We start from the raw sequence: 14,531 nt of genomic DNA on the forward strand, positions 1-14,531 counted from the left end.
TCTAACAGCTGAATTTCTTATCCCGCAATGTGGACCGTTTCACCCACACTACACACTGAAAGAACCCCGGCGCAACCCGAATGTGGCGGGAATGTGAACGTCCTTTGGGGACGGATTGCGCCATAGGTACAAATCGGCGGAAGTTGGCGTTCGATAGAAATTTCACAAAAAAAGAGGGTCGCTCCAAGCTGGAGCGACCCTCTTTTTGTATTTGCTGAAATTAGCGGGTGAAAGAACCCACGGCGTGCGTTTCGTCGTCCCGGACGTCGAACACGGTGTACAGCTTGGTGATCTGGAGCAAATCCTGCACCTTCTTGGTCAGGTTCAACAGCTTCAGCTCGCCGCCCGCGTTCTTTACCGAGGTGTAGGCGGAAACCAGCTCTCCGATACCCGAGGAGTCGATGTAGGAAACATCGCCCAGGTTGAGGAGGATGTTCTTGTCGCCCTTCGCGACGAGATCGCGGATGGTGTCACGCAGGGTGACGGAGCCTTCGCCCAGGGTGATCCGGCCGCTCAAGTCGAGAATCGTAACGCCGTCCACTTGGCGCGTGCTTACCTTGATGCTCATCGTCTGTGTGCTCTCCTGCCGAAGGAATCGGCGAAATTGAAACTTGGGAAATCTGCGGTCGTTAAGTGGTTCAGGCTGCGTCCTGCGCGGGAATTCGGTGCTTAATAAGTGTCAGCTCAGTTCCCGGGGACAGTTGGCGAAAGTGTACCTCATCCATGAAGGCGCGCATAAGGAACACCCCGCGTCCCGAGCCGCGGAGGATATTCTCCGGCGAAAGGGGATCGGGTATGGCTTCCTCATTGAAGCCGGGACCCTGGTCGCTGATGCGAATGACAAGGTCATCGTCATTTGCTTCAAAGCTGGCCGTCACTTCCTTGTCGCTGCTGTAGCTGTTGCCGTGGATGACGGCGTTCACGGCTGCCTCGCGGACGGCCATGGCGATGTTGGAAATGTCGTCTTCCGCGAATCCGGCGCGGTTGGCGAAGGATTCCGCCTCCTGCTCCACACGATCCACGGTATCCAGCGTGGACGGCAGGGTGAAGGTTGTCCGTGTTGTAGGTGTATTGGGCAACGTGTCTCGGTCCCTGGCCGCTTGGTCTTGCTGGCAGTGTGCTTTCCCCGCGCAGGAATGTCAAGGCGCTTACGCACACGATTGTTACGGACCGGTGATTTCGCCGATCGCGATAGCTTCGATAGACTGCCGGAAGGGCATTCAAAAAGCACCAGATTCCGGGCAGAGAGGAGCGGTGACGCATGAACGAACAGCTGGTTCGCCGCACGAGTCTCTCCTCGCTGCTGGGGTATCCCGTACGGGCGCATGACGGAAGCGTCCTCGGGCGTATTGCCGAGCTCGTCGTAGCGACCGAGGACTCCGGAACGCACATCAGCACACTGCTCCTGACGGCTTCTGGCCGGTTGCGTAATGGCCAGGTCTATTCCGTTCCTCTCACCGCGTTGCGTTTCAGCCATACCGGCGAGCTTCACATCAGGCAGGATGCAGATCAGCCGCAGGCCGTGGAGATTCCGCATAGCTCCGTGTTGTTAGAGCGCGACCTGCTCGACCAGCAAATTATTGACGTACATGGCCATAAAGTGGTGCGTGTCAACGACGTCGACCTCGTATGGGAGACGCACGATGAACTCCACCGCCTGCGCATTGCAGAGGTGGAAGTGGGCATGCGTGGCGCGGTTCGCCGCCTGCTCCGTGGCCTGCCATTGAATGCGGTGGATGCGATGGCGCATCGCTTTCAGCCCCGCGTCATTCCATGGGAGTTCGTCGATCTCATTGACCGCGATCCTGCTCGCCGCGTGCGTTTGAAGATTGAAGGCGACCGCCTCTCGACCATGCATCCGTCAGACATCGCGGACATCCTCGAAGAGCTCGCACCCGCAGAGCGCGAGGCAGTGTTCGGCTCGTTGAATGAAGAGATCGCAGCCGAAGCACTGGAAGAGGTCGATCCAAAGCTGCAACGTTCACTGCTGGAGGGCATGGAGTCCAGCCGCGTTGCGGACATCGTAGAAGAGATGGATCCCGGTGCCGCAGCAGATCTTCTTGCAGAGCTGCCAGAGGAGCGTTCCGAAGAAATTCTTCTTGAGATGGAACCGGAAGAGCGCGCCGAGGTCGAAGAGCTGCTGGAGTTCCCGGAAGATTGGGCCGCAGGCCGTATGACCACGGAGTATGTGGCCGTTCCCGAAGATGCGGATGTGCACCAGGCAATCGAAGCATTGCGCAGTTTCGAGGGCGATCTGGATGCAGTGAACGAAGTCTTCCTTCTGGACAGTGATGGTCGATTGAAGGGCGCTGTGACGTTGTCGAAACTTGCACTCTCCAACGGCGAAACGAAGCTGATCGATGTGAAGGAAGCACACTTGCACACATGTTCCATTGATGCTGGAAGCCGCGCTATTGCTGAGCAATTCGATAAATACAACCTGCGTTCGCTTGCCGTGTTGGATCACGACCGTCAGCTCGCAGGTGTTATCTATCCGGAACACGTGATTGCTCTGCTAAGGGCGGGGCACTAAAGCATGAGGATTCTTTACGCCGGGCAGATTACTTCCTTTGATTCCGCGTGGTATCGCATTCTTGCGTTGCGCCGAGAAGGCCATGAAGTTTTCGAACTGAACACCCTGGATTACCGTCAGCAAAATCCTTTGCTGCAGAAGATTGAATTTCGACTCGTCTGGGGACCAGAAGTTGAGCGCCTGAATCGCGACATCCTGTCGATGGCAGAAACCTTGAAGCCAGACGTGGTGTGGGCAGACAAGGTGCTTTTCATGAAGCCCTCCACGCTGGAGCATTTGCGTAAGAAGGGCATCGTCACTGTCTCGTACATGATTGACAACTTCTTCGGCCCGCGCCGCGACCCGGGTTGGAGGCTGTACGCCAAGACCATCCCGTACTACGACCTGCACTGCACGCAACGCGACGTGAATGTGACGGATTACAAGAACGCCGGCGCACGCGACGTCATCAAAATCCAAACAGCCTATGAGCCAACCATCCACTTCGCACCGCCGGAGGGCTGGAGCGATCGTGAACGCGACCGTGATGTTTCATTCGTGGGTACACCGTACGATCAGCGCCCAGAGTTTCTTACACGACTGGCAAACGAAGGTGGCTTTGACGTCGCGGTGAATGGCGGGTTGGTGTGGAAGCCAGCACTGGAACGTGTGGGCGGTGTTGCGTTGTATCGCGGTAACGGCGAACTGCGGAACGACGACTATCGCGAAGCGATCTGGCGTTCGCGTATCAATCTGTCATTCCTCACGCATTCCAATCAGGATGAGTTCGTTCACAAGAGTTTTGAGATTACAGCGTGTGGAGGATTCCTACTGGCCGAGCGTTCTGCCGGACACGCAGCGCGATTTGTGGAAGACGAAGAAGCTGTGTTCTTCACTGGGTTGGAAGAGTGCATTGAAAAGGCACGGAAGTATCTGCATGACGAACCGGCGCGTACACGTATTGCACATGCGGGCTGGCAACGCGCTCTGAAGTCCGGCTATGACAACGACACGCAGGTGCGCCACATTGTGGAACGGCTGGAACCATTAGTGAGAGAGATGCAGGGAGCGGCATGACGTTCGATCTGGAGAAGCAGCCATTCACCAACGAAGCTTCCTATGATGTTTGCGTCATAGGTGCTGGCGCGGTGGGCATTGTGCTTACCGTGCGATTACTGCGTGCCGGGAAGCGTGTGCTGCTGGTGGAAAGCGGCGGAACTGTCTTCGAAGACGCTTCGCAGCAACTCTATCGCACAGACGTAACGGCGCAAGCGCACACAGGTGTTCACGTCGGACGCTTCCGTACATGGGGTGGCACCACCACGCGATGGGGCGGTCAGATTCTGCCGTTGGAGCCCATTGATTTTGCACATCGGGACTGGGTTCCGCATAGTGGCTGGGACGTGTCACGCGAAGAGCTGATGCCGTTTTATGCGGAAGCGATTCAGTACGAAGGCCTGGGTGCTATCGGCGAAGACGCCGCGGTTTGGAAGGCTCTGGGCATGTCTAAACCTCAGCTTGGACCGGATCTTCAACCGTATTTCACGCGTTGGCTCAAGCAACCAAACTTCACGAAAGTCCACGGCGCGGAGATGGCGTCTTCGCCCAATCTCACTGTGCTGGTACACGCAAATCTGGTGGATCTGGAGCGCGCGGAAGATGGTGCACACATCCGCGCCGCAATCCTTCGCAGCCTGAATGGCACCACCGCGCGTGTAACTGCAAACGAGTTCGTACTGGCCACCGGAGCCATTGAAACCTCGCGCTTGCTTCTTCATCTGGAAGAGCAGCATGGATCTGTGTGGAACCCGAATGGCCTTGTCGGGCGCGGCTTTCAGGATCATGTGGACTGCGACGTAGTGGATGTGGAACCGCTGAATCGCAATCGCTTTTTCGAAGCGTTCACCAACGTGCTTCTCAATGGCTACAAGTTTCACCCGAAGTTTCGCCTGACAGCGCGCGCGCAGGAGCAGCACAGAATTCTAAATGTCGCGGCGACCATGGCCTTTCACGACGACACAGAAGAGCGTGGCGCGGCAGTGAAAGCCATCGGCAAGCGCCTGCTCTATCGCCAGTGGAAAGACGTAGACAGCACGCAGGTTTCCGCGTTGATGCAGAATCTGCCGCTGTTGTTCCGGCAGACGTGGGCTTATGCAATGCGTCATCGCGTGTACGTGGCTCCGGATGCGCGCATCACCATGCGTGTGCACTGCGAACAACAGCCCGATACTGAGAGTCGCATCACGCTCACGGAGGATCGTGACGCGCTGGGCATGCGCCGCACCAGCCTGCGCTGGGTTATTTCAAAGTTGGAACTGGACACCATGCGGACCTTCCTACAACTGACCGGTGACGAACTGGCGAAGCAGGGGATTGCGCGCTTGAAGCCGCGCATTGATCTCACATCGGACGAAGCGATGCGTGCGCACTGCGACGATGGTCTGCATCACATTGGTGGCACGCGCATGTCCGCGGACCCTGCGAAGGGCGTAGTCGATACCAACCTGTGCATGTGGGGAACCAAGAATTTGCGACTATGCAGCGCCGGCGTCTTCCCAACCGGCGGCTATTCCAACCCTACCCATACAGCCCTGGCACTGGCGTTACGCCTGGGTGCAACGTTGGCATAGTCCTAAACCGCACAGGAAACGCTTAGGGGATACTGCATAAAGATGGTCGATACGATTCAACTCGCGGACACCGGAAGACGCACAACGCGGCTTGGCTTCGGTGGGTCCAGCCTGATGGGCAGCATGGATCGTCGGCAGTCGCTGCGCACCTTGGAGTGGGCTTTTGACGCGGGTATTCGTCATTTTGATGTTGCGCCAATGTACGGCTATGGCGAAGCCGAGGCGTGTCTCGGCGAGTTCCTTTCGCGGCATCCGGGCGAGGTCACTGTCGCGACAAAGTTTGGTATACCTCCCGCCAAGCATCCCGGCATGATCGGCACCGCACGCCGACTTGTAACTCCGTTGGTCAAGGCGATTCCTGGATTGAAGAAGCGCGCGCAGCGCGTGGCAAAAAGCGTTGCCGGTCCGCGCGAACCGCGTGACCTATCGCCGCAGAAAGCCGCTGCATCGCTTGAGAAGAGTTTGCGCGATCTTCGTGTGGAACGCATTGATCTGTTCCTGTTGCATGACGCAACAGCAGAAGAAGTACACAGTGCGGCGTTGCTGGAGTTTCTGCAAACGGCCAAGACTGCAGGCAAGATTGGAGCATTCGGCATCGGCACGGATCGCGCGCACGTCGAGGCCATCCAGAATGAAAGCCCCGGTTATGCGCAGGTAATCCAGTGTGAGTGGTCTGTCTTTGATCCGACTCGTTCAGACGCTGCTTTCCGCATCCACCATCGTTCGCTTGGTGACAACTTTCGATGTCTGCAGCAGTGGTTGTCCGTATCGCCACTTCGGATGAAGGAATGGTCTACAGAAGTGAATCAGGATCTATCGGACGGAGGCATTCTCAGCGAATTGATGATGCGCGCCGCTTTGCAAATGAATCCCTCCGGCTTGCTGCTGTTCTCGTCGAAGAATCAGAAACACATCTCGGAGAACGCGGCGTTTGCTGCGCCCTCGCCAAGAGATAAAGCGGCCCGCAAGCTTTACGAGAAGGTGCAGCAAGCTACTGATTCTATCCACGCGGAGTGTGACGCGTGAAGTGGCTGAAGGTCTGGCGTTACCGCATCCTGTTCTTCCTCGCCGCACTTGGCCCAGGCTTCATCACGGCCAACGTGGACAACGATGCTGGCGGCATTTTCACGTATTCGCAGGCGGGTGCGCAATATGGCTACTCGCTGTTGTGGACGATGATTCCCATCACCATTGCGCTCATTGTGGTGCAGGAGATGTGCGCGCGCATGGGCGCGGTCACCGGTAAGGGGCTCAGCGATCTCATCCGTGAAGAGTTTGGCCTTCGTCTGACCTTCATCATCATGCTGTTGCTCGTGGTGGTGAACTTCGGCAACGTCATCGCTGAGTTCACGGGTATTGCGGGCGCGCTAGGTCTCTTTCATGTCAGCAAATACATCGCTGTGCCCGTGTGTGCATTCCTGGTATGGGCACTTGTTGTGAAAGGTGACTACAAGAGCGTGGAGAAGATATTTCTCTTCGCCAGCGTGGTCTATCTTGCTTACATTGCAGCAGGCGTGCTCGGCAGACCCGACTGGCACACGGCATTGGTCGAGACGGTAAAACTGCCTGATCGTTCCCTGTGGCACGACCGCAATTACGTGTACATGACCATCGGCGTCATCGGTACCACCATCACGCCGTGGATGCAGTTTTACCTTCAATCGTCCATCGTGGAGAAGGGCGTGACGGTGAAGCAGTACAAGGCCACGCGTCTTGACGTGACGATTGGCTCCATCTTCACCGACGTTGTTGCGTGGTTCATTGTGGTGGTGTGTGCCGCCACGTTGTGGATTCACGGTGTACGCAACATCAATGTCGCAGCCGATGCCGCAGAAGCCATGCGGCCCATCGCAGGCGACTACGCATTCCTTCTCTTCGCTGCGGGTTTGTTCAATGCATCCTTGTTTGCGGCGTCCATCCTGCCGCTTTCCACTGCGTACACGGTCTGCGAAGGTCTCGGCTTTGAGAGTGGTTTGGATCGCACTTGGAAACAGGCGCCAGTCTTCTATTGGCTGTACACCATCCTCATCGCTGCAGGCGCAGCAGTTGTACTCATCCCAAACTTCCCATTGGTGAAGATGGCCGTTCTGTCACAGGTGTTGAACGGCCTGCTGCTACCTGTGGTGATGTATTTCATGTTGAAGCTGATCAACAAGCCAGAGCTGATGGGCGAGTATCGCAATCGCACATGGTTTAACGCCATCGCGTGGATCACGGGCATTTTGGTCACGGGGCTATCGCTTTTACTGGTGTGGCAATCGATACGGGGATAATCAGCAATCAAACAAAATAAAAGGCGCCGCATTTGACTGCGGCGCCTTTTATTTTGAAGAAGCTTTACTGCTTCGGAAAATACTTCGGCGCGTAGCCATCGGCCCATGGGTCGTAATGAGCAGCGAAAGCCGCACGGCGGCCGATGCTGGGATGACCGTATGTCCAGAACTCGAGAAACTGGTTTGGATTCGGCAGGTCATAGCTTGTGTCGCCCAGTACCTGAAACGCTCCACGCGCCGTCTCCTGCGGATTGGTGACGATACCGTGAATGGCCTCCATGCCGTATACGTCCGCCGCATGTTCCTGCGAACGTGACAGGGTCGAAGTAATCGGTTCAAGGAAGAAACTGAACAGCGAAAATGCCAGCAACAGCACGGCAAGCGCACCCCAGTCGTTCTGCGTTGGGATGCCCCACGAAGCTCCAAAACGACGGATGGCCCATTGCACAAACAGGTATCCCAGGTAGAGCGTGATGAACGTGATCACCATGCTGACCAGGATGCCGCGCACAATGTGATGCAGCACGTAATGCCCACTCTCATGCCCGAAGATAAACAGGATTTCGTCCGGTGTTCCCTTGGCAATTGACGTGTCCCACACCACCACACGCTTTGATGAGCCAAAGCCCGTCACATAGGCATTCAGCGTAGTCACCTTTTCCGACGCCTTCATCAGGAACATGCGATCCGGCGGAATGTTCATGTGACCGCGATCCGCCACATCTTCCAGTCGCTTCACCAGTTCAGGATGCGATTGCTGCAGAGGCTCAAACTTGTTGAACAACGGATCAATCACATACGGCGTAATGAAGATGCCCGCCAGCGTGATAGGAATGGAGACAATCCAGAAACCAAACCACCAGCGACGCGGAAATTTGCGGATGAACCAGAACAGCAGCATCACCAGCAGAATTCCGATCACCAAAGCAATCCCAGCACTTTTCGCCTGGTCGCCCAACCAGCTTCCCCAGCTCTGCACACTCAATCCGTACTTCAAACTCAACCAATGGCCGTAGACGCTGAATGGCGCATCCAGAAAACCTGTAATCACTACAAACAGGAGCAGGAAGGTGGCGCCCTGTAGCCAGCGGTTCTTGAAACGCGACGTTGCTGTCCGCTGCATCCACCCCACCACTCCCAGTGCCATCAGTGCCAGGGTGTACACCAGCGACCAGATGGAGGTGGCGAAGTGCAGCACCGTACCTACCTTGTCCAGATGCTGGGCCTTGACCAGGTCTGCAGGCTTCAGTGAGTACGACGGAATGTTTCCGCCCTCAGGCGAAGAATCCAGTTCATGCTGCGCCGCGTCGTTCGCCAGCTTTTCAGCAGGTGTGGTGGCGGCGTGAAGGGGAACAGCCACAAGGAGCAACAGGAACAGCAGGAATCGACGCATTGCCGGTTTATAGCAGAGTTACGAACCACTCTGGCCACATAGTTTTTCTGGCCAAATATGACGGAGTATCCGCCCCGTAAACCTCAAAGCCTGCTCTTCACTCAGAGCTTTAATGTGTTTATTTAAACAACTGTATTTTAAGGTTTTAAATCTAGACTTTGAGTTTGCCTTCGGCCAGATCATGAATCATGCCTAGGTCAGCGGCTAGGAAGTCATACTCGGGAAGGGCTTCAAGTCCAGACCAGCGAATTTGCTGGAAGATCCGATTCTCCAGCTCCCCGGCAAAGCTGCGGACACGGAAAAACTGGATATCCACTGCGCCGCCGTTGCGGTAGTTATGGCGGACGCGGGTCAGCAGGGGTCCAATCTCCGCGTGGATGCCCAGTTCCTCATTCAGCTCGCGGCGTAGCGCCTCTTCTGGGCCTTCACCGGCTTCAATCTTGCCGCCGGGAAACTCCCACTTCAGGCTCATCGGTTGATCGGCCTTTCGCTGGCAGATCAGTACTTCCTCCGCGCCATCAGGGCCAGGACGAAGGATGAGCGCGGCCACCACAAGGCGAACGGTGCGAGGTAAACGCACTGCGTTTTCCCGCTTTCCGTCGAGCTTTCGAATGGCAGCTTTCTTCTTCAAGCCCTGCATCCCTCTGGCGGCGAATTGCACCACCGTCACAGCAGTGTAGATGCTGAAGGGCCACTGGCCCTAGCCTTCGGTCGCCGGATAGTAAACGTTCCAGCCGAGTTCCGCCGATTTTTCCGCCAGCGCCACGGTCGGATTCACCGGATAGGGATGCTTTGCCATCTCCAGCATGTGCAGGTCATGCACGCTATTGCCAAAGACTGCGTCCGGGTGCGTCAGTCCTACACGGCGCAGGGCTTCCGCTTTGCCCTCGTCCGAGGGGATGTCCAGGATCGTCTCGCGCACGATGCCGTCTTCCACCGCAACACAGGCCGCTAACACGTGATCCGGCGCAATACCCAATTCCCGTACACCCTCTTCAATCATCCAGTTATTCGTGGACGATACTGCCCAGATATCCGTCCCACTGGCCTGTAACTCCTTCAGAATGGCGATCATCTCCGGAAAGAAGTGAGGCTGCACATGGTCTACGAAGTACTTTGCGGCCGATTCACGCAGGGCTTTTTCGGAAATACCGGCGTAGATGGAGGTCATCTCTCCACAAATGGCAATTTCGCCCACTTCTCCGCGGTTGTAGAGGGCATGGCGGTCCAGAATGTGGCGCGTCGCCTCTCCGGGCAGGAGGCGTGTGGCAATGGTCCAGTGCATAAATCCGGAGCCGGCATCGCCCGGCCAGAGGGTGCCGTCAAAGTCGAAAACGGCGGTGCGAGGGCGTGCATCACGCACATTTTGCAGGAATTCGCTACGGTTGAAGCGGCGAGGGCTGGCGCTTATAGCCTGATTCATGCTTCTATTGTCGCAAGGCTGGATGAACCCTGCATGCACATACAGGGGTACACCTGAAGCGTTTTTGTGCTGGGTGCATCTATTCTTAAGCAGGAACGATCGCGAGACCCCCGCTAAGGCGGGTAATCCGGTCGAGCGAACATTCCCGGGAGAAGAGGCAAATCGATGGCAGGACAGTTTGTAACCGAAGTGAACGACGTGGACTTTGAACAGCAGGTGCTGAAGAGCGAGACGCCCGTCCTGGTGGACTTTTGGGCCACCTGGTGCGGACCCTGTCGAGCACTCGCCCCTGTCGTGGACCAGGTTGCCGGTGAGTACGAAGGCAAGATCAAGGTCATGAAGATGGACGTGGACCGCAACGCAGCCACGCCGGGCCGTTATGGCATCCGCGGTATCCCCGCGCTGCTGCTCTTCAAGGACGGCAAGGTAGCAGAGCAGATTGTTGGCTACGTGCCCAAGGACACCATCGACAAGACCATCGGCAAGGTACTCGCGTAAGCTGAGTCGCACGCCAAGAGGTTGCAGAAAAAGGCCCGGAGCAGATGCCCCGGGCCTTTCTGCGTTTGTAGTCGCGGTTTAGAACGAAGCGGCCTTTTCCCAATCGCTGAAAACGTATTCAGCAAGGCGCTTGCGGGAACGTGGCGAGGTCTCCGCGGCACGGTACTTCTCTGGAGCATCTTCCGGCTTGCCCAGATAGCCCAAGGCCCAGCAGGCACCTGCTTCAAAGTCGTCTGGCACACCGAACGATGCGCGAAGCGTCTCTTTGTCGAATCCGCCCATGCCGTGCGTGTGAATACCCATGGAGATGGCTTGCAGCGTAATCACTGCGGAAGCCGCACCTGTGTCGTGCAGGCAATAGGGATTGGGCTGGCTATTGCTGGAGAAGGTCTTCTTACCGAAACTGCAGTACAGTACCGGGGCTGACTGTGCCCAGGATTGGTTCGCCGGCACCAGAGCGTTGAAAATCTTCTTGTAGGTCTCGTCGCCCTTGCGGCCCACCAGAAAGCGCCACGGCTGTTCGTTGCTGCTGCTCGGAGCCCAGGCGGCGGCAGCAAAAATGCTCTTCAGATCGGCATCGGAGATGGACTTGTCCGCGAATGATCGAGGGCTCCAGCGAGCCAGAATCAGGTCATGAACAATTGCTTCCGGGGTACCGTGTTTCAGCTTTTCCAATGCGGGAAGGTCAGACATGGCTTTTTCCTTTTGAGGGCGAAGTGATTTCTGTTTGGATGTCGCGGACGATGGATGTGATGCGCGTCAGCTTATGGCGTGTGCGATGACCGATGAATGGCGCTTGCGATCTGCGCACAGCATGATTCAATGGTCTGTATGTCCGACATGTTGTTCGATGTGCTGGTGATAGGGGCAGGACCCACCGGGCTGGCGTGCGCCATTGATGCACAGAAGGAAGGCCTGCGCGTGGTTCTGGTGGACAAGGGGTGTCTGTGCAACAGCCTCTTCCATTACCCGGCGCATATGACGTTTTTTACCACGCCGGAGTTACTGGAGATTGGCAATATGCCCTTCAGCAGCCCCAACCAGAAGCCCACACGCAGTGAGGCGCTGGAGTATTACCGCAAGGTGGCAGAGCATTACGCTCTGGATGTGCGGCAGTACCATCACGTGGACCGTGTGAGCGGCACAGACGGCGATTTCACCGTCCACACCACAGATCGTTTTGGACGCGGTCAGGACTTCCACGCGAAGAAGCTGATCGTCTCCACGGGCTATTACGATCTGCCGAACTACCTCGGCCTCCCAGGCGAAGACCTCAACAAGGTTCATCACTACTACGACGAGCCACACCCGTACTACGGGCTGAATGTACTGGTAATCGGTGGCAAGAACTCCGCAGCGATTGCGGCGCTGGATCTGTGGCGCCACGGCGCGAAGGTGACGCTGGTGCATCGCGGCGAAGCCATGCACCGCCACGTGAAGTACTGGATTCTGCCTGATATCAAAAACCGCATTGCAAATGGCGAAATTACCGCGTATTTTGCGTCAACTGTGAAGCAGATTGCGGAAGACACCGTTACGCTGAATACACCGGAAGGTGAAATTACCCTTGCGAATGACTTCGTGTTTGCACTCACGGGATACCACCCGGACTTCGAATTCCTGGAACGCATGGGTGTCACGCTTGACCCGAACAACAGCCGTTGCCCGGTTTGCAATGTGAACACCTTGGAGTCAAACGTAAAGGGAATCTACATGGCCGGCGTTGTCGTTGCAGGAGAACGCACCAACGAAATCTTCATTGAAAATGGCCGCTTCCATGGCGCTCTCATTGCGCGGGACCTGGCTGGCAAATTACTTGGCAAGTCGTAACAGGAAAGGGAACGAAGAACGATGATGCGCTGGGCGCCGAAGACGATCATGGGGCAGTTGATCGCCGGTACGTTGTTGGTGCAGCTCGTCGTGTTCGGCGTCTTCCTGAGCTTCAGCGTGCGTGATCAGTTCCGCGAAAGCCGGGAACGCGATCGTGTCCGGCTACAGCGGCAAAGTACCATCATCGCCGCGTCGCTGGCAGAGCCGATGCAGCAGCACAACGACGAGATGATCGACGATGTGATGCACGAACTGCCCATCGCTGCTTCGTTAAAAGGCGTTCGCGTGACGGATGTACACGGCACGGTCCTGCGTAACACCAGCGACGAATTGCCGATGCAGCTTTCAGACCGCGAACAGAAGCTGCTACCAAAACTGCTTTCTGGCCGTAAGTATCTCCGCGTGATGTCTGATCAAGGCAACGAGGAAGGCGCACAGCCGATCGTCTCGGACGGATTGGTGCGCGGCATCCTCTGGGTCACGCAAGACTCTGCGCTCACCATGAACACGCCCAAGCGCGTGCTGCAAAGCCTGTTGATCTACTTTCCGTTTGCGCTGCTGGGCAATGTGTTGCTGGTATGGGCGCTGACCGCCACGCTGGCCCAGCCGCTGCGTCAACTGCGCCGTGCCACTTTGCAATTGCGTAACGATCCCAACGACCTGTCAGCGTTCCCGTTATCGGTTCCGGTGGTGGCTGCACAAAACGAAGCAGGCGCGCTGCTCAACAGCTTCAACGGCATGGTGAATGAGATTGCGCGTCAGCGTCGTGGCACTCAGGAAACGTTGAACCTGTTGGACGCCATGCTCCGCACTGCTCCAATTGGCTTTGCGTTTTACGACCGAGACTATCGCTACATCCGCATCAACGATCGCTTGGCAAAGATGCACGGCGTGCGACTGGAGCAACACCTCGGCCGCCGTCTGCGTGATCTGCTTCCCGCAGCCGAAGGAGAGGTCAACTCATTGGCGCTGGAGTCGGAACAGCTTGTAGAACAGGTCTTCCGCACCGGAGAAGGCATCGCCGAACAAGAGCTCAGCGGCGAAGCGGTGGGCGACACCTATCCGCGAATTTGGCTTGCAAGTTACTTCCCAGTGTTCATTGGCGAAGAAGTCCGTTGGGTGGGCGTTATCGTCACTGAAGTAACGGAGCGCCGACACGCGGAAGAAGCCATGCGTCGCAGTGAGAAGCTCGCAATCGCCGGACGGCTTGCGTCTTCCATCGCGCACGAAATCAACACTCCGTTAGAAGCCGTAACGAACGCGCTCTATCTTCTGCGCAACAACCCATCGCTCGACGTACAGGCGCAGGATTGGGTGGCGCTGGCGCAGACAGAATTGGAACGCGTCGGAGAGATCACGCAACAAACGCTGCGGTTTCATCGCCAGTCCTCAATCGCCACAGACATTGAGGTGACGGAGATGTTGCGCAGCGTGTTGCTCCTGCACACCGCGAAGTTGCGGTCGGCGAAGGTACAGACGGAGCTGCGGCTGGAAGAACAGGCGCTCCTGTTTGGCTACGCGGGAGAGCTCCGCCAGCTCTTTGCAAACCTCGTTGGTAATGCGATTGACGCGATGCCACAAGGCGGCCGTCTCTTCATTCGCGCGCGCACCATGCGCCACAATGACAGAAGGGGCGTTCGCGTCACGATTGCGGACGAGGGGATGGGAATGTCGAACGCTGTGCGGCGTCGCATCTTCGAGCCTTTCTTTACCACCAAGGACGCCAGCGGCACGGGGCTTGGCTTGTGGGTCAGTGCGGAGATACTGGAGAAGCATCACGGAGACATGCTGGTGCGCAGTCGTCAGGCAAAATATCGTGGCGATGCCTCTGGCACAGTGTTCTCGCTGTTCTTCCCGTGGGATGGCGTGCCACGCGGCCCGCGCATCGTGCAATCATCCGCCCAAGTGCTTGCGGATCATCTCGTCTAAACGCTTGCAACGTAAACGTGCATAGAAAAGCCCGCCATTGGCG

The 14,531-nt window shown here is 56.9% G+C and carries 14 protein-coding genes; 8 read left to right on the forward strand and 6 right to left on the reverse strand.

Annotated features, from left to right (window positions below; genetic code table 11):
- Positions 1–220: 220 nt before the first annotated feature.
- Entirely contained in the window at positions 221–568 is a 348-nt protein-coding gene (locus tag BLT38_RS05765; protein WP_047486594.1) for an STAS domain-containing protein, read from the reverse strand.
- 70 nt (positions 569–638) lie between these two features.
- Positions 639–1,079, reverse strand: coding sequence for an ATP-binding protein (locus BLT38_RS05770; RefSeq protein ID WP_083344324.1), 441 nt, complete (start codon positions 1,077–1,079; stop codon positions 639–641).
- A gap of 182 nt (positions 1,080–1,261) precedes the next feature.
- Between BLT38_RS05770 and BLT38_RS05775 the strand changes: the two genes are divergently transcribed.
- Genes BLT38_RS05775 through BLT38_RS05795 form a run of 5 tightly spaced genes read left to right on the forward strand, consistent with a single transcriptional unit; the run spans position 1,262 to position 7,415 of the window.
- Positions 1,262–2,533, forward strand: a complete 1,272-nt coding sequence (locus BLT38_RS05775; RefSeq protein WP_083344325.1) for a magnesium transporter MgtE N-terminal domain-containing protein — start codon at positions 1,262–1,264, stop codon at positions 2,531–2,533.
- Positions 2,534–2,536: 3 nt separating this feature from the next.
- Complete coding sequence (locus tag BLT38_RS05780) at positions 2,537–3,589, forward strand: CgeB family protein (protein WP_083344326.1); 1,053 nt, start codon at positions 2,537–2,539, stop codon at positions 3,587–3,589.
- On the forward strand, positions 3,586–5,142 hold the full coding sequence (locus BLT38_RS05785) for a GMC oxidoreductase (RefSeq protein WP_083344327.1): 1,557 nt from the start codon (positions 3,586–3,588) through the stop codon (positions 5,140–5,142). The genes BLT38_RS05780 and BLT38_RS05785 overlap by 4 nt, the downstream gene beginning before the upstream one ends.
- Positions 5,143–5,184: 42 nt before the next feature.
- Positions 5,185–6,168 carry an aldo/keto reductase gene (locus tag BLT38_RS05790; protein WP_083344328.1) on the forward strand — a complete coding sequence of 328 codons (984 nt, stop codon included), beginning with the start codon at positions 5,185–5,187 and terminating at the stop codon, positions 6,166–6,168.
- Positions 6,165–7,415: an Nramp family divalent metal transporter gene (locus BLT38_RS05795; RefSeq protein ID WP_083344329.1), complete on the forward strand. Its 1,251-nt coding sequence runs from the start codon at positions 6,165–6,167 to the stop codon at positions 7,413–7,415. The genes BLT38_RS05790 and BLT38_RS05795 overlap by 4 nt, the downstream gene beginning before the upstream one ends.
- Positions 7,416–7,479: 64 nt before the next feature.
- Here BLT38_RS05795 and BLT38_RS05800 read toward each other — a convergent pair whose 3' ends face one another.
- The 3 genes from BLT38_RS05800 to BLT38_RS05810 form a co-directional block, all read right to left on the reverse strand.
- Positions 7,480–8,808 (reverse strand): M48 family metallopeptidase, encoded by a 1,329-nt coding sequence (locus BLT38_RS05800; RefSeq protein WP_083344330.1) that lies wholly within the window; start codon positions 8,806–8,808, stop codon positions 7,480–7,482.
- A 151-nt stretch (positions 8,809–8,959) separates the two neighbouring features.
- Entirely contained in the window at positions 8,960–9,448 is a 489-nt protein-coding gene (locus BLT38_RS05805) for a (deoxy)nucleoside triphosphate pyrophosphohydrolase (RefSeq protein WP_083344331.1), read from the reverse strand.
- A 60-nt stretch (positions 9,449–9,508) separates the two neighbouring features.
- A complete protein-coding gene (locus tag BLT38_RS05810; protein ID WP_083344332.1) occupies positions 9,509–10,231 on the reverse strand; it encodes an HAD family hydrolase in 723 nt (240 codons plus the stop codon).
- A gap of 165 nt (positions 10,232–10,396) precedes the next feature.
- Between BLT38_RS05810 and trxA the strand changes: the two genes are divergently transcribed.
- Entirely contained in the window at positions 10,397–10,729 is a 333-nt protein-coding gene (gene trxA / locus BLT38_RS05815) for a thioredoxin (RefSeq protein ID WP_047486616.1), read from the forward strand.
- Between the two features lie 78 nt (positions 10,730–10,807).
- Here the strand turns inward: trxA and BLT38_RS05820 are convergent, their stop codons facing one another.
- A complete protein-coding gene (locus tag BLT38_RS05820; protein ID WP_083344333.1) occupies positions 10,808–11,422 on the reverse strand; it encodes a nitroreductase family protein in 615 nt (204 codons plus the stop codon).
- Positions 11,423–11,560: 138 nt separating this feature from the next.
- Here BLT38_RS05820 and BLT38_RS05825 point away from each other — a divergent pair, with 138 nt between their 5' ends.
- Positions 11,561–12,559 carry a YpdA family putative bacillithiol disulfide reductase gene (locus BLT38_RS05825; protein WP_083346938.1) on the forward strand — a complete coding sequence of 333 codons (999 nt, stop codon included), beginning with the start codon at positions 11,561–11,563 and terminating at the stop codon, positions 12,557–12,559.
- A gap of 21 nt (positions 12,560–12,580) precedes the next feature.
- The gene (locus tag BLT38_RS05830) at positions 12,581–14,488 is read left to right on the forward strand and encodes a sensor histidine kinase (RefSeq protein ID WP_083344334.1); all 1,908 of its coding nucleotides are present in this window, start codon (positions 12,581–12,583) and stop codon (positions 14,486–14,488) included.
- Positions 14,489–14,531: the final 43 nt, after the last annotated feature.

The organism is Terriglobus roseus (genome assembly GCF_900102185.1).
GTDB classification, from domain to species: domain Bacteria; phylum Acidobacteriota; class Terriglobia; order Terriglobales; family Acidobacteriaceae; genus Terriglobus; species Terriglobus roseus_A.

Excerpts from the sequence above, each read along its gene's own strand:
- BLT38_RS05800 (WP_083344330.1), bottom strand. The coding sequence starts at position 8,808 with ATGCGTCGATTCCTGCTGTTCCTGTTGCTCCTTGTGGCTGTTCCCCTT.
- BLT38_RS05805 (WP_083344331.1), bottom strand. The coding sequence starts at position 9,448 with ATGCAGGGCTTGAAGAAGAAAGCTGCCATTCGAAAGCTCGACGGAAAG.
- BLT38_RS05825 (WP_083346938.1), top strand. The coding sequence starts at position 11,561 with ATGTCCGACATGTTGTTCGATGTGCTGGTGATAGGGGCAGGACCCACC.
- BLT38_RS05765 (WP_047486594.1), bottom strand. The coding sequence starts at position 568 with ATGAGCATCAAGGTAAGCACGCGCCAAGTGGACGGCGTTACGATTCTC.
- BLT38_RS05820 (WP_083344333.1), bottom strand. The coding sequence starts at position 11,422 with ATGTCTGACCTTCCCGCATTGGAAAAGCTGAAACACGGTACCCCGGAA.
- trxA (WP_047486616.1), top strand. The coding sequence starts at position 10,397 with ATGGCAGGACAGTTTGTAACCGAAGTGAACGACGTGGACTTTGAACAG.
- BLT38_RS05830 (WP_083344334.1), top strand. The coding sequence starts at position 12,581 with ATGATGCGCTGGGCGCCGAAGACGATCATGGGGCAGTTGATCGCCGGT.
- BLT38_RS05785 (WP_083344327.1), top strand. The coding sequence starts at position 3,586 with ATGACGTTCGATCTGGAGAAGCAGCCATTCACCAACGAAGCTTCCTAT.
- BLT38_RS05780 (WP_083344326.1), top strand. The coding sequence starts at position 2,537 with ATGAGGATTCTTTACGCCGGGCAGATTACTTCCTTTGATTCCGCGTGG.
- BLT38_RS05790 (WP_083344328.1), top strand. The coding sequence starts at position 5,185 with ATGGTCGATACGATTCAACTCGCGGACACCGGAAGACGCACAACGCGG.
- BLT38_RS05775 (WP_083344325.1), top strand. The coding sequence starts at position 1,262 with ATGAACGAACAGCTGGTTCGCCGCACGAGTCTCTCCTCGCTGCTGGGG.
- BLT38_RS05810 (WP_083344332.1), bottom strand. The coding sequence starts at position 10,231 with ATGAATCAGGCTATAAGCGCCAGCCCTCGCCGCTTCAACCGTAGCGAA.